23 protein-coding genes and 1 pseudogene are annotated in these 20,237 nt (G+C 62.6%); 13 read left to right on the top strand and 11 right to left on the bottom strand.

Annotated features, from left to right (window positions below):
* Positions 1 to 24: 24 nt before the first annotated feature.
* A complete protein-coding gene (locus J5286_RS18075) occupies positions 25 to 1,254 on the top strand; it encodes a TCR/Tet family MFS transporter (protein ID WP_209191572.1) in 1,230 nt (409 codons plus the stop codon).
* A 111-nt stretch (positions 1,255 to 1,365) separates the two neighbouring features.
* Positions 1,366 to 2,244, top strand: a complete 879-nt coding sequence (locus J5286_RS18070; RefSeq protein WP_209191571.1) for an aldo/keto reductase family oxidoreductase — start codon at positions 1,366 to 1,368, stop codon at positions 2,242 to 2,244.
* 60 nt (positions 2,245 to 2,304) lie between these two features.
* On the opposite strand, the gene J5286_RS18065 is transcribed toward J5286_RS18070, so the two are convergent.
* The gene (locus tag J5286_RS18065; protein WP_209191570.1) at positions 2,305 to 3,504 is read right to left on the bottom strand and encodes an arabinose transporter; all 1,200 of its coding nucleotides are present in this window, start codon (positions 3,502 to 3,504) and stop codon (positions 2,305 to 2,307) included.
* Positions 3,505 to 3,764: 260 nt separating this feature from the next.
* On the opposite strand from J5286_RS18065, the gene J5286_RS18060 reads away from it, so the two are divergent.
* Entirely contained in the window at positions 3,765 to 4,760 is a 996-nt protein-coding gene (locus J5286_RS18060) for an LLM class flavin-dependent oxidoreductase (RefSeq protein WP_209191569.1), read from the top strand.
* A gap of 49 nt (positions 4,761 to 4,809) precedes the next feature.
* On the opposite strand, the gene J5286_RS18055 is transcribed toward J5286_RS18060, so the two are convergent.
* From J5286_RS18055 to J5286_RS18040, 4 genes are all read right to left on the bottom strand, one after another.
* Positions 4,810 to 5,397 (bottom strand): SH3 domain-containing protein, encoded by a 588-nt coding sequence (locus tag J5286_RS18055; protein ID WP_348529273.1) that lies wholly within the window; start codon positions 5,395 to 5,397, stop codon positions 4,810 to 4,812.
* A gap of 75 nt (positions 5,398 to 5,472) precedes the next feature.
* Entirely contained in the window at positions 5,473 to 5,979 is a 507-nt protein-coding gene (locus J5286_RS18050) for an invasion associated locus B family protein (RefSeq protein WP_018899638.1), read from the bottom strand.
* Positions 5,980 to 6,214: 235 nt separating this feature from the next.
* A complete protein-coding gene (locus J5286_RS18045; RefSeq protein ID WP_018899637.1) occupies positions 6,215 to 6,961 on the bottom strand; it encodes a YebC/PmpR family DNA-binding transcriptional regulator in 747 nt (248 codons plus the stop codon).
* A gap of 112 nt (positions 6,962 to 7,073) precedes the next feature.
* Positions 7,074 to 7,517, bottom strand: a complete 444-nt coding sequence (locus tag J5286_RS18040; RefSeq protein ID WP_209191567.1) for a DUF6636 domain-containing protein — start codon at positions 7,515 to 7,517, stop codon at positions 7,074 to 7,076.
* Between the two features lie 115 nt (positions 7,518 to 7,632).
* Here J5286_RS18040 and J5286_RS18035 point away from each other — a divergent pair, with 115 nt between their 5' ends.
* A complete protein-coding gene (locus J5286_RS18035; RefSeq protein ID WP_018899635.1) occupies positions 7,633 to 8,136 on the top strand; it encodes a pyridoxamine 5'-phosphate oxidase family protein in 504 nt (167 codons plus the stop codon).
* Between the two features lie 137 nt (positions 8,137 to 8,273).
* Positions 8,274 to 8,474: a hypothetical protein gene (locus J5286_RS18030; RefSeq protein ID WP_245206238.1), complete on the top strand. Its 201-nt coding sequence runs from the start codon at positions 8,274 to 8,276 to the stop codon at positions 8,472 to 8,474.
* An 18-nt stretch (positions 8,475 to 8,492) separates the two neighbouring features.
* On the opposite strand, the gene J5286_RS18025 is transcribed toward J5286_RS18030, so the two are convergent.
* The 6 genes and pseudogenes from J5286_RS18025 to J5286_RS18000 all read right to left on the bottom strand — a co-directional run bounded on the left by J5286_RS18025 (position 8,493) and on the right by J5286_RS18000 (position 14,138).
* Positions 8,493 to 9,332, bottom strand: coding sequence for an MBL fold metallo-hydrolase (locus J5286_RS18025; protein WP_209191566.1), 840 nt, complete (start codon positions 9,330 to 9,332; stop codon positions 8,493 to 8,495).
* A 113-nt stretch (positions 9,333 to 9,445) separates the two neighbouring features.
* Complete coding sequence (locus J5286_RS18020) at positions 9,446 to 10,270, bottom strand: TIGR00282 family metallophosphoesterase (RefSeq protein WP_026283224.1); 825 nt, start codon at positions 10,268 to 10,270, stop codon at positions 9,446 to 9,448.
* 2 nt (positions 10,271 to 10,272) lie between these two features.
* The gene (locus tag J5286_RS18015) at positions 10,273 to 10,860 is read right to left on the bottom strand and encodes a 5-formyltetrahydrofolate cyclo-ligase (protein WP_209191565.1); all 588 of its coding nucleotides are present in this window, start codon (positions 10,858 to 10,860) and stop codon (positions 10,273 to 10,275) included.
* Positions 10,861 to 10,938: 78 nt separating this feature from the next.
* On the bottom strand, positions 10,939 to 11,829 hold the full coding sequence (locus J5286_RS18010; protein ID WP_209191564.1) for an NAD-dependent epimerase/dehydratase family protein: 891 nt from the start codon (positions 11,827 to 11,829) through the stop codon (positions 10,939 to 10,941).
* Positions 11,826 to 12,643: pseudogene (locus J5286_RS18005) on the bottom strand (glycosyltransferase). Before J5286_RS18005 ends, J5286_RS18010 begins: the two are co-directional and overlap by 4 nt.
* A gap of 274 nt (positions 12,644 to 12,917) precedes the next feature.
* Positions 12,918 to 14,138 (bottom strand): NAD-dependent epimerase/dehydratase family protein, encoded by a 1,221-nt coding sequence (locus tag J5286_RS18000; RefSeq protein ID WP_209191563.1) that lies wholly within the window; start codon positions 14,136 to 14,138, stop codon positions 12,918 to 12,920.
* Positions 14,139 to 14,257: 119 nt separating this feature from the next.
* Here J5286_RS18000 and ybgC point away from each other — a divergent pair, with 119 nt between their 5' ends.
* From ybgC to pal, 8 genes are all read left to right on the top strand, one after another.
* Positions 14,258 to 14,716, top strand: coding sequence for a tol-pal system-associated acyl-CoA thioesterase (ybgC, locus tag J5286_RS17995; RefSeq protein ID WP_209191562.1), 459 nt, complete (start codon positions 14,258 to 14,260; stop codon positions 14,714 to 14,716).
* Between the two features lie 69 nt (positions 14,717 to 14,785).
* On the top strand, positions 14,786 to 15,049 hold the full coding sequence (locus tag J5286_RS17990) for a type II toxin-antitoxin system Phd/YefM family antitoxin (RefSeq protein ID WP_209191561.1): 264 nt from the start codon (positions 14,786 to 14,788) through the stop codon (positions 15,047 to 15,049).
* The gene (locus J5286_RS17985; protein ID WP_209191560.1) at positions 15,046 to 15,495 is read left to right on the top strand and encodes a type II toxin-antitoxin system VapC family toxin; all 450 of its coding nucleotides are present in this window, start codon (positions 15,046 to 15,048) and stop codon (positions 15,493 to 15,495) included. The genes J5286_RS17990 and J5286_RS17985 overlap by 4 nt, the downstream gene beginning before the upstream one ends.
* Before the next feature lie 358 nt (positions 15,496 to 15,853).
* A complete protein-coding gene (tolQ, locus tag J5286_RS17980; RefSeq protein ID WP_026283222.1) occupies positions 15,854 to 16,573 on the top strand; it encodes a protein TolQ in 720 nt (239 codons plus the stop codon).
* Between the two features lie 24 nt (positions 16,574 to 16,597).
* Positions 16,598 to 17,056 carry a protein TolR gene (gene tolR, locus J5286_RS17975; protein WP_026283221.1) on the top strand — a complete coding sequence of 153 codons (459 nt, stop codon included), beginning with the start codon at positions 16,598 to 16,600 and terminating at the stop codon, positions 17,054 to 17,056.
* Between the two features lie 7 nt (positions 17,057 to 17,063).
* Complete coding sequence (gene tolA / locus J5286_RS17970) at positions 17,064 to 18,191, top strand: cell envelope integrity protein TolA (protein WP_209191559.1); 1,128 nt, start codon at positions 17,064 to 17,066, stop codon at positions 18,189 to 18,191.
* Between the two features lie 22 nt (positions 18,192 to 18,213).
* Positions 18,214 to 19,524 carry a Tol-Pal system beta propeller repeat protein TolB gene (gene tolB / locus J5286_RS17965; RefSeq protein WP_112944936.1) on the top strand — a complete coding sequence of 437 codons (1,311 nt, stop codon included), beginning with the start codon at positions 18,214 to 18,216 and terminating at the stop codon, positions 19,522 to 19,524.
* 156 nt (positions 19,525 to 19,680) lie between these two features.
* On the top strand, positions 19,681 to 20,211 hold the full coding sequence (gene pal, locus J5286_RS17960) for a peptidoglycan-associated lipoprotein Pal (RefSeq protein WP_209215367.1): 531 nt from the start codon (positions 19,681 to 19,683) through the stop codon (positions 20,209 to 20,211).
* Positions 20,212 to 20,237 lie beyond the last annotated feature (26 nt).

The raw sequence follows: 20,237 nt of genomic DNA, 5'->3' as shown, positions 1-20,237 counted from the left end.
GCTTGCGTCCGATCGGAACACGCCATGACCACACCATCTGTGACCACATCATCTACCAGACCACTTCTCGTCATCTTCACTGCCATCGTTCTCGATGCCGTCGGTATCGGGCTCATCTTTCCCATTCTTCCCGCACTGCTGAAGGACGTCACCCACACCGACAATGTCGCCTCCACCATCGGCATCATGACCGCGCTCTATGCGACCATGCAGTTCATCTTCGCGCCTGTGCTCGGCTCGCTCAGCGACCGGCTCGGGCGGCGGCCGGTGCTTCTGATCTCGCTTGGCGGTGCGGCCATCAACTATATGTTCCTCGCCTTCGCACCCAGCCTGTGGATGCTGCTTCTCGGCCGCGCCATCGCCGGGCTCACCAGCGCCAATGTCTCCGTCGCATCGGCTTACATCACCGACATATCGCCCGAGGACAAACGCGCTCGCCGCTTCGGTCTCATCAATGCGATGTTCGGGGCCGGCTTCATCGTCGGCCCGGTGCTCGGCGGCGCGCTGGGCGACTATTGGCTGCGGCTACCCTTCATCGCGGCGGCGGTGCTGAACGGCTGCAACCTGCTTCTCGCTTTTCTCATGCTGCCGGAATCGCGCGAGCCGAGCCGGGAGAAGATCGATCTCGCGGCATTGAACCCGCTGCGGCCGCTGCATTGGCTCTTTTCCATGAAGAGCCTGCTGCCCATCGTCCTCATCTTCTTCGTCTTCAGCGCCACGGGCGAGGTCTACGGCACCTGCTGGGCGCTTTGGGGCGCGGACAGCTTTCAGTGGAACGGTCTGTGGGTCGGCCTCTCGCTCGGCGCCTTCGGTGTCTGCCAGACGCTGGCCCAGGCCTTCCTTCCGGGGCCCGCCGTCAAGCTGCTCGGCGAACGCGGCGCCATCCTTACGGGGGTCGCCAGCGCCTGTCTCTCGCTCGTCGTCATGGCGTTTGCCACGCAGGGATGGATGATCTTCGCGATCATGCCGCTCTTTGCGCTGGGCGGCATCGGCGTTCCGGCGCTGCAATCGCTGGCGACGCGGCAGGTCGACGAGAGCCAGCAGGGACGGTTCCAGGGCGTGCTGTCGTCGGCGGTCAGCCTTGCCTCGATCGTCACGCCGCTCGGCTTTTCCAGCATCTACTTTCTCGTCAGGGCGCAATGGCCAGGCGCGATCTGGCTGTCCGTCATCGTCGTCTACGCGGTCAGCGTACCGCTCGTCTGCGGATTGCGGTTCGGCAAGCCCGAGGCGATTCCTGTTCCGTCTTCGCCGTGAGCGGATACCAATTCACTGTCCGAGATTCCGAACAGCCCGTGCGGATTGTCTTGGCTTATCGATGGAACCAGACTGACCTATTTTTCGTCTTGATCGAAACGGAGAAAGACCATGTCCAATCTTGAGAAGTCTGGAACATTCAAACTCGGCAACCGCACCGTCAAACGGCTCGGCTACGGCGCCATGCAGCTTGCCGGCAAGGCCGTCTTCGGGCCGCCGAGAGATCGCGCGGAAGCGGTGGCGGTGCTGCGTGAGGCGGTCGAGAGTGGGGTCGATCATATCGATACCAGCGATTTCTACGGCCCGCACGTCACCAACCAGATCATCAAGGAAGCGCTGCATCCCTATAGGGACGACCTCGTGATCGTCACCAAGATCGGGGCGGTGCGCGGGTCGGATGCGTCGTGGAACCCGGCCTTTTCGAAGGGGGCGCTGACGCAGGCTATCCACGACAACCTCAAGAACCTCGGTCTCGATGCGATCGAGGTGGTCAATCTGCGCGCCATGTTCGACGTGCACGGCCCGGCCGAGGGATCGCTGGAAGAGCCGCTGACCGTGCTTGCGGACCTGCAGCGTCAGGGCCTCGTCAAGCATATCGGCCTATCGAATGTCACCGCCAAGCAGATCGCCGACGGGCGCAAGATCGCCGAGATCGTCTGCGTGCAGAACCAGTACAATCTCGCCCATCGCGGCGACGATGCGCTGATCGAAAAGCTTGCGGGGGAGGGGACGGCCTATGTGCCCTTTTTCCCGCTCGGTGGCTTCTCGCCGCTGCAGTCCTCGACGCTGTCGGATGTCGCGGCCGAGCTGGGTGCCTCGCCGTTGCAGGTGGCGCTGGCATGGCTGCTGCAACGCGCGCCGAATATCCTGCTGATCCCCGGCACCTCGTCGCGCGGGCATCTGCGGGAAAACCTCGCCGTTGCCGATCTCGTGCTGCCCGCAGATGCCGTCGCCAAGCTTGATGGTATCGGATCGGCAAAGGCTGGTTGATCTCTCGACCACAGCAGGCTCATGCCGGCGTTGGTGCCGGCATGAGCGGGATCGTTGGGGTCATTGCCCCTCGGGGAGTGCCGCACGGGCGGTTCTGCGGCGCAGGGCGGTGGCGATCAGCAGGCCGAAGGTGGCGGTGATGCCGCCGACGAAGAAGATGCTGTCATATCCCGCCCGATCGGCGAGGAGACCGGCAAGCGGTCCCGTCAGCCCGTAGGACGCATCCTGGAATGCCGAGAAGCCGCCGAGCGCCGTTCCGCGCAGATGCGGCGCAACGAGGTGAACGACCTCGCGGCCCATGGCCGGAAAGATCATCGAGCAGCCGAGGCCGGTCATGAAGGCGCCGATCAGCGCGACGCTGGGGTCGCCGGCGCTCCAGATCAGGGCCTGGCCGATTGCTTCGACGGCAAGCGACACCATGGCCACGGCAAGCCCGCCGAACCGATCCGGCAGGTGGCCGAAGAGAATGCGCACCATGACGAAGCCGACGCCGAAGGCCGTCAGACCGAGGCCGGCGAAGGCCCAGCCTTTGCTCTGGAAGTAGAGCGTGAAGAACGCGCCGATGGCGGCGAAGCCTATGCCCTGCAGGCAGATGACCGCACCATGCAGCCAGATGCGCCCGATCACGCTCAGAAGCGGAGGGCGCTGCTGTGCGGCGTGCACCGGAACTGCTGGAACCCTGCTGATGGCGATAAGCCCCAGCAAGGGCAGGATCGCGCCGACCGCCATCGTTCCCGCGAAACCGAGATGGGCGAGCAGCAGCAGGCCGATGGGGCCGCCGACGGCCAGCGCGCCATAGATGGCGGCGCCGACGAGGGCGAGCACCTTGCCGGAGCGCTGCGGCCCGACGATGCCGATACCCCATGAGATGATACCGACTGCAACAAGGCTTTCGCCAAGCCCGAGCAGAAGCCGTCCGGCAATGAGCACAAGGTAGGCGGCGGCCGGCATCTGCGACAGCAGGCCCGAGATCAGCGACACCAGCCCGCCAACCACGTAGAGCGCAAGCCCGCGCTGCACGGCAACCTTGGTGCCGCGCTGGTCGCTCATTCCGCCGGCATAGCCGCGGCTGACGATGGTCGAGAGGAATGCAATGCCGACGCCAAGACCGGCCCACATGTTTCCGAGCTTGAGCGTGCCGGTGACGTAAACGGGGATGACGGGAAGCGCGATCGCGATGCAGAGATAGGAGATGAAGAGGATCGCTGCCAGCAGATACAGCCGGCGCTGCTGCGGATCACGAAAAGTCTGGAAAGCCACGGTAACCTCCTGGCTATTCCTCGTCCAACGGGCACAAAAAAACGCACTCCGACCGACGAGGATCGATAAGTGCGTTGCTTGACGTTAGACGCTTACGACCGGTCAGCCGGTATGAGGCATGCTTAGACAACCGCCGACGGGCTGTCAATGCGAGCGCTGCCTCTCCGTGTCGCGGTCGGTGTTTTTCGCGCGCTGCCCTTTGGGGCTTCCGTTCGAGCACCTACATAGGGTGTCCAATCCAACCACCGACAGGCCGCGCCATGGTTCCCTTCTCCATCCTCGATCTCTCACCCGTTGCCGAAGGCAGCACCATCAGGCAGTCGCTGGAGAGTTCGGCGCGGATGGCGCAGCGGGCCGAGGCGTTCGGCTATAACCGCTTCTGGCTGGCCGAACACCACGGCATGCCGGGGATCGCCAGTGCCGCCACGGCCGTGGTCATCGGCCATGTCGGGGCTGCCACGAAAAGGATCAGGATCGGCTCGGGCGGCATCATGCTGCCGAACCATTCGCCGCTTGTCATTGCCGAGCAGTTCGGCACGCTGGAGGCGCTGTTTCCGGGGCGTGTCGATCTCGGGCTCGGGCGGGCACCCGGCACCGATATGCGCACGGCGCAGGCGCTGAGGCGCAATCTCGATGCCAGCAGCTTCCCCAACGATGTCGTCGAATTGCAGCAGCTGCTCGGCGCGCCGGTCGAAAACCAGGCGATCCTCTCCGTGCCGGGCATGAACAGCAACGTGCCGATCTGGCTACTCGGCTCCAGTCTCTACAGCGCGCAGCTCGCCGGCATGCTCGGGCTTCCCTATGCGTTTGCCTCGCACTTCGCGCCGGATTCGCTGATGGAGGCGCTCGATATCTATCGCGACCGGTTCCAGCCGTCGGCCGTGCTCGACAAGCCCTATGCGATGGTCGGCGTCATGGGATCGGTGGCGGAGACCGACGAGGAGGCCGCGTATCACTTCACTTCGGCGCAGCAGCAATTCGTCAACCTGCGCCGCAACGTGCGCGGCCAGTTTCCGAAGCCGCTCCAGGATATGGAGAGCTTCTGGTCGCCGATGGAGAAGATGACAGTCGAGCATACGCTGCGCTATGCCGTGGTCGGGTCACCGAAGACGGCGGAGGCGAAGCTCGCGGAATTCCTGCGCGATACACAGGCCGACGAGCTGATCATCTCGATGCCGATCCACGATATCGAGGCGCGGCTGAAGTCGGTCGAGCTGTTCGCCGGGCTCAACTCCTTGATGCAGGCTGCTGCCTGACGGCAGCGAGCGGGATGCAGGCCGCCGCCTGATTGCGGTGGCCGGGCCTCTACTTGATCGTCTCGTTGGGATAGACGCCCCAGAGCGCGGATTGCCTGACGAAGCCTTCGAGGTCGTGGCCGGTCACATCCACCTTGCACCAGCTGCCGTCGCAATCGCTGATCGCGACACGAACGCGAGGGGTCAGCGAGGCCAGCTTGCGCGCCGAGTTGCTTGGTCCGTCGCGGAGCGGCACGTGTGCCGATAGCCACGGCCCGACGATGGCGGTGCGGTTGCTCGACAGAAGTGCGCGGTGCATCCAGCCGGAAACGCCGTCGCTGTCGCGCACCTGGCGCCAGTTGCCGTATTCGGCGGTGATCTCCAGCGGCAGGCCGGGGACGCGGTAGATCCAGGCGATGCCGTAATCGAGCGAGGGGCCGACGCGCATGCGGGCCTCGCGCGACCGCAGCGACACGAAGCGAGGGACCTTCAGCCCGGTCTCGCGGCCCTTGGGGCCGTTGTCGGTCTTCGCAGCAACGGGTGCGGGCTGCGACAGCAGCGGATTGGCGGCGATCGAGGTGCAGGCCAGCGCCATGCCGGCGAGGCAGATCGCCGCCGTGCGCTTCCAGCCGCGAGCAAGGCGGGCAGGGGACGGCACCCGGGCGCCGTCCTTTCGAGCGCGCCTCATGCCGAGATGCGCTTCGTCAGTTTTGTCTCACACATTGCGATCGGCTCAGTTGCACTGGGCCATGCGCTTCAGCGCGGCGGTGACGCCGTTCAGCGAGTAGGTGTAGCTGGTGGCGGTGCCGCGGCGTGAGACGGCGTCGACGGTCATGTCGCTGCCGCCGCGCATGGAGTCGATCAGATCAGGCTCCTTGGTCTCTTCCAGCACCCAGGCGGACGAGCCCTTGGTGAACATGGTGAACTCCTTGCCGCCGATCTCCACCTTGGCACGCGAGCCGGGCTTCAGATCATAACCCATGATCGCCTGCGGCTCGTAATTGGTGCCACGGCCCGGCGCGCGGCCGACCACGAAATAGTTGCGCCCGTGATCGACGGCGGCGGGCTGCATGGTCTTCGGCACTGTCAGAATATAGCACACCGTCTTGCCCGAACGGTCGTAGGAATAGACACCCCAATCGTCGAACTGCTTGACCATGGATGGCTGCGCATGAGCCGTGACCGCGCCTGCGAGCGTGCCTGCAAGTGCGATGGAGAGCGAAAGGGATAGTCTTTTCATGGGTCGTTTTCCCGCCGAGAGAAGTAAATGAGGCTGGCCTTGAGGCAGACCGGCTGGAGCGAATGGGCGGCATTCAAAGCGGCCAGGGTTACTGAGGCCTTAACAAACACCCCGTGTTCACGGACGTGTTACCGCCAGAGGTCAGTATGTGAGGGTTCACGCGGATAGACCTGTGGACAACAAAAAACCGGCCGCGTTTCCGGGGCCGGTTTTTTCAGATTGCGATCGTAAGTGATCAGGCCGAGAGCTTGGCCAGAACTTCTTCCGAGACTTCGAAGTTCGAATAGACGTTCTGCACGTCGTCGTCGTCCTCGAGGCTGTCGATCAGCTTCAGCAGAGACTGGGCGCGCTCTTCGTCGACAGGCACGTTGTTCTGGGCGCGCCAGACGGCCTTGACGGTTTCGGCTTCGCCGAGCGAGGCTTCGAGCGCCTTGGCGACTTCGCCGAGGGCTTCGAAACCGCAGGTGATGTAGTGGCCTTCTTCGTCGGTCTCGACGTCGTCGGCACCGGCTTCGATCGCCGCTTCCATCATCTTGTCGGCATCGCCGGCAGAGAGCTTGTAGGTGATCTCGCCGACATGGTCGAAGGAGAAGGATACCGAGCCGGTTTCGCCCAGTGCGCCGCCGGCCTTGGTGAAGATCGAGCGGACGTTGGAGGCGGTGCGGTTGCGGTTGTCGGTCAGCGCTTCTACGATGATCGCGGTGCCGCCCGGGCCGTAGCCTTCGTAGCGCACTTCATCGTAGTTCTCGCCGTCGGCGCCGGCAGCCTTCTTGATGGCGCGGTCGATGTTGTCCTTCGGCATCGACTGGGCCTTGGCGTTCTGGATCGCCAGGCGCAGGCGGGCGTTCATCGTCGGGTCGGGCAGACCAGCCTTGGCGGCAACGGTGATTTCGCGCGCGAGCTTGGAGAACATTTTCGACCGCACGGCATCCTGACGGCCCTTGCGATGCATGATGTTTTTAAACTGTGAATGGCCAGCCATGGCACCCCTGTTCACGTCTTATTGTTGGGAATGGGCCGCCTTATAAGAGTGAAACGGGGCGCGTTCAAGGGAAAACAGGCGTGCCGGATGGCCGCGACGCCGGGGCGTGGCGTCAATCGACGGTGTATTTGTTGCGGCTCGCGAAGAAGCCGTGTCCGTCCTTGCGTCGGCAGGTGAGGCCGCTTTCATCGGACATGCAGGTAAACGGTCCCGCCTTCCAGCGATCGCCGTAGTTGAGCACGTTGACATCGTTGCAGCAGGCGGTGTCGCCCTCCATCTCGAAGATGAAGGCCTTGCCGGAGGCGGACAGGACCAGCCGGATGTATTTCGGCTCGATGCGGTCGCAGCCGAGTTCGGGGCCGCCGTCATCGGGCTTATACATCTCCGTTCCGCCCTTCGGGATATAGGTGCAGCCGATGTTTCTCGATGGGGTGACGAAAACGATCTGGCCGTTCTCGTCGGGCATGAAGATGCGATCGGCGGCGTCGGCGGGCGAGACCGATGCCAGAGACAATGCCGAGGCGAAGCCCAGCGTGACCAATGCCGCTATGCGCATGACGATCCCCCATATCCCCACGATACCAGGAGCGTAGCATCTGTTTTCACTTTGGGGAACAAAGCCCGCGAGATGACGTTTCAAACACGGACCATTCGAAACGGAAGGAAGCGCTATGGCTAGTTTCAACGAGGCTCGGGAACACCCGGCACGCCAGCTCTGGGATCAGGTCAACGACATTCATGCCGGCATGCTCGGCGTCGATGGTGCCGACATGCACATGCAGCCCATGGCGCCGAACGCCGATCCCAAGACCAATACCATCTGGTTCTACACCAAGTCGGACGCGGAAATCGTGCGGGCGATCAAGCCCGGAACGCGCGCGCATTTCTGCGTGGTCGGCAAGGATCACGACTACCACGCCTGCCTCGCCGGCAAGATCGAGGTTCGCCAGGATGCCTCCAAGATCGAGGAATACTGGAACTCGGTGGTGGCCGCCTGGTACGAGGATGGCAAGAAGGACCCGAAACTGACGATGCTCGCCATGCACGTCGACGACGCCGAAATCTGGGTGTCGACCGGCAGCAAGCTGAAATTCGGCTGGGAAATCGCCAAGGCCAATCTCGACGAGGACAAGATGCCGGATGTCGGCGTGCGTCAGCATCTGCAGTTCGCCTGAGTGCGGTTGTGTAGCGAGGTCGATCGAGGCCCGGGAGCTTTGGCTCCTGGGCTTTTTTGTTGCGTCGGTTGCATGGGTGGGAGGTTTGACGCGTCTGATGGTATGACGTAGCATGCGTTGCAACTGGAGGTAAGGCGATGAGCAGTCATGAGCTTTCAGGTCCGATCGCAATGCCGACGAACGAGGCGGAGTATGATCGCCTAGTCGGGCAGCTTGACGAAATCTTTGCCGAGATCGGTGATGACGAAGATCATCCGCTCGCCTTGCTGGCGTCGCGGATCGGCGATCTTGTCGAAGCCTATGACGAAAAGAACCGCCCGATATTGCCGTCGCTTTGAGTGACGCCGGCAATCCCTCTACTGCATCCCCTTGGCCACATAGATCTGCGGCTTTTTCGGCAGCGTGCGCATCGCGACGTCGATGCTGTTGCCCGTGGCGTAGACGACGTCGAAGTCGGGGCCGAACATCGACAGGAAGTTGGCGAGCGGGCGTGGCTGGTGCATCGGCAGAATGAGCGATGAGCGCAGGCGCTTGATGATGCGGCTCATGCTGTCGGCGCCCATGGTGAGCCCGCCGTCGACGGGGACCATGACGATGTCGAGCCGGCCGATCTCCGCGTAATGCGCGTCGGTCAGTTCGTAGTGCAGATGGCCGAGATGGCCGATGCAAAGGCCTGCGACCTCGAAGATGAAGATCGAGTTTCCATCCGCCTGCGGCGCGCCATAGCCGCCCCTGATATCGGTGGTGACGTTGCGGATGTAGGTGTCGCCGACCGTCAAATCGATCTTCGCCTTTTCTCCCGGCACGTCGCTCCAGCCATGCAGCACGTATTTGATCGCCGGATCAGGCGTCAGCGTGTAGTGCGAGGAGTGGGCGCGGTTCATCGTCGCCACCATCGGCGGCTGCGGTGTCGGGTACCAGCCGCTGTAGTCGGTGGCGATGCTGACGCCGCCGGGCGTTTCGATCAGGAAGGTGGAGTGGCCGATATAGGTGAGCGTCACCGTCTCGTTGTCGGCCGCGCGTGCGATCGGGACAGTGCCGGAGAAGCTCGCGAATGTGGCCTTGGGGATGGATTGCGCGATCGCCTGGCATTGGCTGACGTTGCGGCGCGCTTCCTGCGCCTGCGCGGCGTCAGAACCCAGCCAGCCCAGGCCGGAGAGGGTGGTCATTGCGAAGACAAGAAAATGCAGCTTCATGCCACGTCCCCAGCGCTTTCACTGGCAAAAGGATGCGGCAAGGGTCGGCAGCGGTCCAGATCAAATCCGGACCGCGATGCTCACTTTTCCGTCACCGGCAGGCCGTGCCCGGTTTAGCGCCAGAATTCGGGGATGGTTTCCGACAGTCTCGGGCCGAGGCGTAGCGGCGCGATCTTTTCCGCAAGTCCCGTCGCATCAGAGATCTCCACGCCGACGCCGCAGATGGTGGCGGGGCCGGTGGCGGCCTCCATGCGGCCTTTCGGCATCTTCGAGATGAAGCGGTTGAGCGGCTCTTCCTTGTCCATGCCGAGCGAACTGTCATAGTCGCCACACATGCCGGCATCGGAGAGGTAGGCGGTGCCACCGTTCAGGATCTGATGGTCGGCGGTGGGCACATGCGTGTGGGTGCCGACGACGAAGGAGGCGCGGCCATCGACGAAGTGGCCGAAGCACTGCTTCTCGCTGGTGGCTTCCGCGTGGAAATCGAAGATGATCGCATCGGCCTGTTCCTTCAGCGGGCAGGCGTCGAGAATGGTTTCTGCCGCCTTGAAGGGGTCGTCGAGCTCCGGATGCATGAAGACGCGGCCCATGACGTTGGCAACCAGCACGCGGGCGCCGTTGCGGGCGTAGAACAGGCCGGAGCCGCGGCCGGGCGTGCCCTGCGGATAGTTGGCCGGGCGCAGGAACTGATCGTTGCGACCGGCGAAAGCGACGGCTTCCTTCTGGTCCCAGACGTGATTGCCCGTCGTCACCACGTCGGCGCCGGCATTGATGGTCTCGAGAAAGATGTCCTCGGTGATGCCGAAGCCGCCGGCGGCGTTTTCGCCGTTGACGACGACGAAGTCGAGCTTCAGGTCCGATATCAGGCCGGGGAGGCGATCCCACACCGCCGTGCGTCCCGTCTTGCCGACCATGTCACCCAAAAAAAGCAGTCGCATTGCTATCCAATCCAAGAGGCAAAAAAGCGCAGGCCGCTTTCTGTCAGGATGGCATCCAGGCTTACATCGTGCGGCTCGTCGGGCACATGTGCCACTTCCTGGCGGTCGAATGCAATGCCGATGAGTTTCGGATGCATGCCTTTTTGCCTCAAACGGTCGATCGCGCGGTCATAATGGCCGGCGCCGTAGCCGATCCGGTGGCCGCGTGTGTCGAAGGCCGACAGCGGGACAAGCAGGATCTCGGGGTCGAGAACCGGTGCATCGGGGCCTGGGCCTGATGTGCCGAAGCCGGTCGAGACCAGCGGCGCGCCGTCCACGAGTTCGCGAAAAGCGATGGTCTGGCGGTCTAGAATGGCGGGGACACAGAGCCTGGCGCCGCGTGCGCGAAACCGCGCCATCAGCGGGCGAAGGTCCGCTTCCGAGCGGATCGGCAGGAAACCGGAGATGATCGTGCCCGGTGCAAAGGCGATGGCCTCGCCAGCGTGCTCGGCCATGGCAAGGCTCATCGCTGCCCTGGTTTCCGCGGGAATGGCGTCTCTCAGCGCCAGCCTTTCGGCGCGCATTTCGGCCTTGATGTCTTTTGCGTTCATGATGTCCGCCTTGCTCGTTCGGCGGCGACAATAAAACGCGCGTATGCAAAAGCAACGCGCGAATGCGACGTTCGGGTGTCAGGCGACCGGCTGTGTCGCCAGAGCGTGGATGGTTTCCTCGAAGAGCGGCAGTCCGCCCGGCTGCCAGCCCAGCGCCTGCAGCTTGGTCGTGTCCATCGGCGTCAGCAGCGTTTTGTCGGCGGCGACAGGCAGGCGGTTGGCGCAATCGTGCTCCCAGCGGATCGGCTCGAGAATATCCCAGGTGTCCAGCGCGAGATCGGAGACGTTGAAGGTCTCGCCGGAAATGCGACCGGCATCGGCCTCGAGCATGACGCGCACGGCCTTGCCGACATCCTGGCCGTGTACTTCGGTTCCGGCCCGCGCGGGGATCGGCCGGCCGCTCAGATAGTCGCCGAACAGCTTGTCCCATTTGTTCGGGCGCAGATTACCGTAGACGCCGGTGAGGCGCAGGCTGGCGGTCGCGAAGCCGGGCGCGGCCAGATGCGCCAGGCTGCGTTCGGCGTCGAGCTTGGTCTGGCCGTAGAGCGTTTCCGGCTTTTCCTGCGTCGCCTCCGTCAGCGTGGTTCCCGGCGGGTGTTCGCCATAGGCGGCACGGCTGGAGATGAAGATGCAGCGGCGCGTGCCGGCGCGCTTGGCGGCCTCGAACAGGCGCACGGTGCCATCGAGATTGAAGCGCTTGAAGGTTTCGGGATCGTCGCCTTCGCCGCCGCGATATTTGCCGGGCGCGTGATGGAAGGCGGCGTGCACGAAGAAATAGGCGTCGTCGAAGGCCTCGATATGATCCTTTTCGGGGTCAAGCGACAGCGGGGCGAAATCGACGGGGCGGGAGAAGGCGCGCGGCAGCGGGGCGTGGCGGCCACCGATGATGACCGAATATCCGGCTGCAAGCAGTTCCTCGACGATATAGCGACCGACAAGTCCTGTTCCACCCGATACCAGTACCTTCATGCTGCCCCTTTCGGATTGGCCATGGCCGATATGTCCGGCACGTCCTTGCCCGTGTAGAATGCCTGCCAAAGGTCGATCAGCGGCCGCAGGCTTTCCGCCTTCGGATGATCTGTTTCCCATGGCTTTTCATACTGGTAGTGCAGGACGGAAATACTGTTCCAGTCCCAAAGCGCAGGCATGGTAAACCAGACATATTGTAGCATGTTGAAATAAACAGGTAGACCATGCCATTCCGGGAAAAACGCCTGCAGGAAGGTCTGGTCGGTGCGTTTCCACAGGATTTCCGGCTGGTCTAGGCGCTCCAGCATGGCGCTGAATGTTTCCTTCGAAGGCTTTGCGACGAAGACACCGGAGTTCATGCGGTGAAAATCGGCGAGCGATTCGTAGACATTCGGGGCAGCGGAGAATTCGGGGTAGGCGAAGAGCCGGTCGATATTGCGCAGCACGATGGCATCGGCGTCGATGAAGACGCAGTCGCGTATTCGGTCAGTTCCTAGAGGCGCAGCTTGCAGAAATTGTCGAGCGGCGAATGGAAGATCGGCTTGCGGCCCTTGGTGAAGGGCGCGGCAGCGTGGATGTTGCCGCGTGCGTGGCGTTCGTTGAAGGCGTCCGACAGCGGCAGATGGTCAACGGGGAGGAGGCGACATCCGAGGGTGCTGAGGGGCGCGAGGTCCGCGTTGGTGACGCCGCCGGTGTGGAGGACGACGATATCGGCGGTGGTGTGGGTCATGCGCAGCGAGCGGGCGAGCGCGGTGGCGCCCATGGCGTAGTCGGCGTTGGTGACGAGAGTGACGTAGGCGTTGGGGGAGGTCATCGTGCGTGGGTCTCTGGGTACGCTGTGGAGGTGGCCTTCGCTTGTCTCTCAGGCCGCTCGGCAGACCTCGCCCCCCTCATCGCCTCGCTGGCGCTCCGGCACTTCTCCCCGGTGGGGAGAAGCGGCAGGTGGTGGGCATCGCCGGCTATCGTAGGAACTGAACGGGTGATTTGTGCCAAGTGGGTGCAACGAGTCTCTTCTCCCCAACGGGGAGAAGGTGCCGGCAGGCGGATGAGGGGGCTCACCGCTCGGCGAAGGCTACGTTTACTCCCCCTCACGACACCGACTTCAATCGCTTGCCCTCGGGATCGTGGTTGATCGTCGGCGCGATGTCCCTCGTCCAGGCCGACACCGCCGGTACGCGGCTGCGATCGACGCGATAGGCGAATTTCCTCGCGACGTCGACGATCTCGCCCATCAGCCCCGTCTTCAACGTGATCGGATCGAGGCCGAGATTGCGGAACTTGTCATTCTTCACGATCAGTTCGTTTTCCGGCGCTTCCTTGCGCGGATTGGGCAGCCAGGCGATCTCGGCGCCGGTCAGCTTCGCAATCATCTCGGCGAGGTCGCGGACGCGGTGGGTTTCGGTCATCTGGTTGAAGATCTCGACGCGAGCGCCGCGCGCAGGCGGGTTCTTCAGCGCGAGCTCGATGCAGCGCACGGAATCCTGGATGTGTATGAAGGCGCGGGTCTGGCCGCCGGTGCCGTGGACGGTCAGCGGATAACCGATCGCGGCCTGGATGAGGAAGCGGTTCAGAACGGTGCCGTAATCGCCGTCATAGTCGAAGCGGTTGACCAGTTGCTCGTGCCGGCGGGTCTGCTCCGTGTGGGTGCCCCAGACGATGCCCTGGTGCAGGTCGGTGATCCTGAGGCCGTCGTTCTTGGCGTAAAAATGGAAGAGCGTCTGATCCAGGCACTTGGTCATGTGATAGATCGAGCCGGGATTGGCGGGGTAGAGGATTTCCTGGCTCACCGTCTCGCCACTTGTCGTCTCGATGCCGACGGGGAGATACCCCTCTGGGATGGCGGCGCCGACTGTTGAATAGCCGTAGACGCCCATGGTGCCGAGGTGGATCAGATGCGCGTCGAGCTGCAGTTCCACCAGCGCGTTCAAGAGATTATGGGTGGCGTTGATGTTGTTGTTGACCGTGTAGTTCTTGTGGCGATCGCTCTTCATCGAGTAGGGCGCGGCGCGCTGCTCGGCGAAGTGGATGATGGCGTCGGGCCGGTTTTCGGCGAGCCATTTCTTCAGGAGCTCGTAATCCCTCGCGAGATCGATCAGGTTGAAGTGGATACGGCGGCCGGTCTCGGCGTGCCAGATGCGGGTGCGCTCCTGGATCGAGTCCATCGGGGTGAGCGACTGGACGCCGAGTTCAGTGTCGATCCAGCGTCTCGAGAGGTTGTCGAGAATGTGGATGTCGTGGCCGGCGTCAGACAGATGCAATGATGTTGGCCAGCCGATAAATCCATCTCCGCCCATCACCGCAATCTTCATGGTGTCGTCTCCTTGTTGGCCTTCGCTATCGAGGATTACTTAGAAAGCGTGACAATTGTTCAATGCTTGCAAGGCGGAATGTCTTCAGCCAAAGAGGGCGCGCGACTTTGGAGAAAATTATGGCGGACGGTGTGCATTCGATCTCTCATTCGATCTCGGGCGAACTGACGGAAGCGGGCCATCGCCTGCTGCAGCGGGTCTATTACGAGGACACCGATTTCTCCGGTCTCGTCTATCACGCCCGCTATCTGCACTTCCTCGAGCGCGGCCGCACCGACTATCTGCGCTGCCTCGGCGTCGAGCAGCGCGAGCTGATCACCGCCGATGAAGAGGGGCTGGTCTTCGTCGTCCATCGCATGGAGATCGACTTCAAGTCGCCGGCGCGCATGGACGATATCCTGACGGTGACGACGCGCACCGAAAAGGCCGGCGGCGCCAAGATGGTGCTCGCGCAGGAGATCCGCCGCGACGACACGCTCCTGATCGCCGCCAAGGTGATCATCGCCGTCATCAATGCCAGCGGCCGTCCTCGGCGGCTGCCGGAGGGGGTAGCGAAGCAGATGATGATCGAGGTCTGACCTCGGCGGTTCGTTGAAACTTCGTGAGCGAGCTGCTATGTAGTCACCTGTGGTCACGCTGAGGTTCCGATGACGACAGTTACACTTCGCGATGCAAAGGCAACGTTCTCCAGTCTCGTCGATGAAGCGATGAGCGGCGAGTTCGTGACGATTACTCGCCACGGAAAGCCGGTCGCCGCTATCGTTTCGCTTGAGGCGGCGGAGGAGGCGAAGAAGGCGCTGGCCAGGACGAAGCTCAATCTTGGCGAATATTTGATGTCATTTCCCGGCGGTCTCGACGATGACCTCGATCTGGATCGGAACACATCCAGCATGCGTGACGCCGAGCTGTGACCGGTTACCTGCTCGATACCAATATCATCTCGCTGTTCGCGCCGGATCGACCGGCAATCTCACCTGATATTCGAGACTGGATGTCTGAGCGAGGCGGCGAAGGCTCGCTCTATCTCTCAGCCATCACCATTGCGGAGATCCAGCGCGGGATCAAAAAGCTCGAACGCAAGGGTGCTGATGTGAGGGCTGCCAAGCTCGCGGAGTGGCTTTCCGGATTGATCGGTCAGTTCGGCGATCACGTTCTGCCTGTCGACGCGGATATCGCGATGGCGGCTGGCACGATCGAGGAGCAGGCGGAGGTGAGCGGACATAGGCCGGGCTTGGCTGATGTGCTGATCGCGGCAACGGCTTCGGTGCGCAATCTGACCGTGGTCACGGCGAATGTTCGTCACTTCACGCCGTTGGGCGTGATCTTGCTCAGCCCTGACGACATGGCAGCTTCCTGAAAACGCGGCTTGCAAAAACATGACTTTCATGTGAAGGAATTGCCGCGCGCAAGGTTTGTGCTGTTTTGGTCATCGATCTGAGATCTGGCCAAGTATTCCAAGGGATCAACCTCTCGCCAATAGTCAGCCTTTTATGATCCGGCGCTAACGAACTATTAACGATAATAGTGTCTTACTCGGATTGTCAGAGTTTGTGCGGTGCACGCCTTCCTTTGACCAAATTTGACGGCAAGGAAGGCGGATAAGAGCTTGGAAGCTTGACCAGGGCTTTGGGCGGCGGCAGCCAGACATATCTTGCGAGATCACTTTGTGCCGCCCGGTCAAGTGCCGGGCGTTTGGATTCGGGGATTTTGGATCAATGGAACAAGTAGGATTGGCAGCGGCTCACACGGACGTCAGTCTCTGGTCGCTCTTCATGCAGGCTGGCCTCGTCGTCAAGCTCGTCATGCTCGGTCTTATCGCAGCGTCCGTCTGGACCTGGGCGATCGTCATCGACAAGTATCTGGCCTTCGGCCGCGCCCGCCGGCAGTTCGACAAGTTCGAGCAGGTATTCTGGTCGGGCCAGTCGCTGGAAGAACTTTACCGCTCGCTGTCGGAGCGTAACAACACGGGGCTCGCCTCGATCTTCGTCGCCGCCATGCGCGAGTGGAAGAAGTCGTTCGAGCGCGGCGCACGTTCGCCGATCGGCCTGCAGATGCGTATCGACCGCGCTATGGACGTGACGCTTGCTCGCGAATCCGAAGGGCTTTCCGCCCGTCTCGGCTCGCTGGCGACGATCGGCTCCGCCGGCCCGTTCATCGGTCTGTTCGGTACCGTCGTCGGTATCATGACATCGTTCCAGGCAATCGCCGGTTCGAAGTCGACCAACCTTGCCGTCGTTGCGCCGGGTATCGCCGAAGCGCTGCTCGCAACCGCGATCGGCCTCGTCGCCGCTATTCCGGCGGTTATAGCCTACAACAAGTTCTCCGCCGATGCGGGCAAGCTCTCGGCACGCATGGAAGGCTTCGCGGATGAATTCTCCGCCATTCTTTCGCGCCAAATCGACGAGAAGCTGCAGCCGCGTCAGGCCGCGCAGTAATCCGACGGAAACGGAGAGAACGACATGGGTATGGGTGCTCCAAGCGGTGGCGGAGGCGGTGGAAACCGTCGGCGTCGTCGCGGTGGCCACAGAGGTGGCGCCATTTCCGAAATCAACGTGACGCCGCTGGTCGACGTCATGCTCGTGCTTTTGATCATCTTCATGGTCGCCGCTCCGATGATGACGGTCGGCGTGCCGATCGACCTGCCGGAAACGCAGGCCAAGGCGCTGAATTCCGAAACGCAGCCGATCACGATCTCCGTCAAGAACGACGGTACCGCGTTCCTGCAGGAAACGCCGATCCCGGTCGAGGAAATCGCTGCCAAGCTCGAGGCGATCGCCACCACCGGCTACAATGAGCGCATCTTCGTTCGTGGCGACTCGGCCGCGCCTTACGGCGTGATCGCCGATGTCATGGCGCGCATCCAGGGTGCGGGCTTCAAGAACATCGGTCTCGTCACCCAAGAGAAGAAGGGCCCGTAGTAGAGCTATGAAGGCCAGTATTGTCTCATCTGCTGTACTGCACTGTGCTCTGCTCGCCTGGGCGCTGATTTCGATCGGCTCCCCGTCGGAGTTCAAGGTCGAGGATTTCGAGGCCATGCCCGTCAACCTCGTGCCTGTCGAGGACCTGACGCAGTTGCAGCAGGGAGACAAGACGGCCAAGCCGAGCGACAAGCCGGCGCCGAAGCCGACCTCCAAGCCGACCAATGTGGCCAACGCCGAAAACATGGGCGAGAACAAGGTCGACCTGAAGACGCCGCCGATCCCGAACGCCAAGCCAAACAACAACGAGTCGGCCGCAGCCCCGAAGGCCTCCGAAAAGCCGCTTCCGGAAAATGATCCCGTGCCCAACGAGGTGAAGGACATCATGAAGGAAGATACGGCGGTGGAGCCGAGCCAGGTCGCGTCGATCACGCCGCCGAAGCCGGAAATCGCGCCGACGCCTCCGAAGGCTGAAGAGAAGCCGCAGGACATGCCCGAGCCGCCGAAGCCGGATGCGGAAGCATTGCCGGACAAGGTGCCGACACCCGTAGTCAAGCCGCAGCCGAAGCCGCCGGAACAGAAGCCGGCTGAAAAGCCTGCGGAGAAGAAGACGGAAGACAAGGCGCAGACCGACGAAAAGCCGTCGGATAAGAAGAAGTCCGACAAGAAGCAGGAAAAGGCCAAGGCCTCTTCCGCGCAGAAGAGCGACTTCAACGCCGATGACATCGCCGCACTCTTGAACAAGCAGGATCCGTCGAATGGCGGCGCCAAGAGCTCGACCGAAGTGGCCTCGCTCGGCGCCAAGAAGGCGACCGGCGGCTCCAAGCTGTCGATGAGCGAAATGGATGCGCTGCGCAGCGCGATCGCCGGTAACTGGTCGGTCATTCCCGGCATGGAAGGCGCCAGCGAAGTCCGCATCAGGGTCCACATGAAGCTCGACCCCGACGGCAACATCATCGGCGCTCCCGAAGTGGAAGCCATCGGCGGCACCAACGAATCGACCCGCATGGCGCTCGCCAGCGGCGCCAAGCGCGCCGTCATGAAGTCGTCGCCGTTCACCAATCTGCCGAAAGACAAATACGACGCCTGGGGCGAAGTCATCGTCAATTTCGACCCCAGCGATCTAGCCCTTTAAAATGCTGAAAGGCTTGTCCTCTATGACCAAGTGTTCCCTTTTTCGCGCCCTGATGGTCGCCGTTGGCATGATGACCACCGCAGTCATCGCCACGCCGGCGCATGCGCTTGTCGAAATCAACATCAACAAGGGCAATGTCGAGCCGCTGCCGATCGCGATCACCGACTTCCTGCAGGGCGACATGGGCGCCCAGGTCTCGCAGGTTATCGCCGCGGATCTGCAGCGCTCGGGCCTGTTCAAGCCAATCGCCAAGAATGCCTTCATCGAGAAGATCTCCAATCCGGATGCCGCTCCGCGCTTCGAGGACTGGAAGGTCATCAACGCACAGGCGCTGGTCACCGGCCGCGTTACGCAGGAGGCCGATGGCCGTCTTCGCGCCGAGTTCCGTCTCTGGGACACGTTTGCCGGCAGCCAGATGACCGGCCAGCAGTTCTACACGCAGCCTGAGAACTGGCGCCGCGTGGCCCACATCATCGCCGACGCGATCTACAAGCAGATCACGGGTGAGGAAGGCTACTTCGACACCCGCGTCGTCTTCGTGTCCGAATCCGGCAGCAAGCAGGAGCGCAAGCGCCAACTCGCCATCATGGACCAGGACGGCTTCAACGTGCGCATGCTCACCAATGGCAGCGACCTCGTTCTGACCCCGCGCTTCTCGCCGAACAGGCAGGAAGTCACCTACATGTCGTTCGCCAACCAGCAGCCGCGCGTCTACCTGCTGCAGCTGGAAACCGGACAGCGTGAAGTGGTCGGCAACTTCCCCGGCATGACCTTCTCGCCGCGCTTCTCGCCTGATGGCCAGAAGGTGGTGATGAGCCTGCAGCAGGAAGGCAACGCCAACATCTACACGATGGACCTGCGTTCGCGCACCACGACGCGCCTGACGTCCACGGCTGCGATCGATACCTCGCCGTCCTATTCGCCTGATGGCAGCCAGATCGTGTTCGAAAGCGACCGCGGCGGCCGCCAGCAGCTCTACAAGATGAGCGCCGATGGCTCGGGCCAGACGCGTATCTCTTTCGGCGACGGTTCCTACTCCACGCCGGTCTGGTCTCCGCGCGGCGATCTGATCGCCTTTACCAAGCAGTCGGGCGGCAAGTTTTCGATCGGCGTGATGAAGCCGGATGGTTCGGGCGAGCGCATCCTGACCACGGGCTTCCACAATGAAGGCCCGACCTGGGCGCCGAACGGCCGCGTCATCATGTTCTTCCGCCAGGCGGCGGGTGCAGGTGGCCCGCAGCTCTACTCGATCGATCTGAGCGGTTACAACGAGCAGATGATCAAGACCCCCGCATACGCTTCCGACCCGGCCTGGTCGCCGCTTCTGGAGTAGGGAAGTCCGCATGCCTGCCTTCTTGTCGCCTCAAAAATCTACGAATGGGGCGACAGAGGGCCAAATCAACCATTCGTTAACCATAGTTCTTGAAAGCCGATTAACCGAGAACGGTTACAGTCCGGCAACCTTAATCAAGTCGCAAGGAGACCGGCCATGAGCCGAATTCATACCCCGGCAATGAGCCGCATGCAGAACTTCGCCCGCAACCCGGTCATGATCGCGCTCGTCGCCGGTCTGGCACTTGCCGGCTGCGCCAACAAGAAGAACATGGCCAACAGCGCCGGTGATCTCGGCCTCGGTGCCGGCGCCGCAACGCCGGGTTCGGCCCAGGACTTCACCGTCAACGTTGGCGACCGCATCTTCTTCGACCCCGACTCGACCTCGGTCCGCGCCGACGCTGCCCAGACGCTCGATCGTCAGGCTCAGTGGCTCGGCCGTTATCCGAAGTACGCAATCACGATCGAAGGCCATGCCGACGAACGCGGCACGCGCGAATACAACCTCGCTCTCGGTGCTCGCCGTGCGGCTGCCACCAAGGACTACCTCGCTTCGCGCGGCGTTCCGGCTCAGCGCATGAAGACGATCTCCTACGGCAAGGAACGTCCGGTCGCCGTTTGCGACGACATCTCCTGCTGGTCGCAGAACCGCCGCGCCGTTACCGTTCTCGGTGGCGCTGGCATGTAACTGCCGATCCGGCGATAAAAAGCCGG

The organism is Rhizobium sp. 16-488-2b (assembly GCF_017741815.1).
Taxonomy (GTDB): domain Bacteria; phylum Pseudomonadota; class Alphaproteobacteria; order Rhizobiales; family Rhizobiaceae; genus Rhizobium.
The sequence above is the reverse complement of the archived record's forward strand: the minus strand, read 5'-3'. Positions and strand labels throughout refer to the sequence as shown.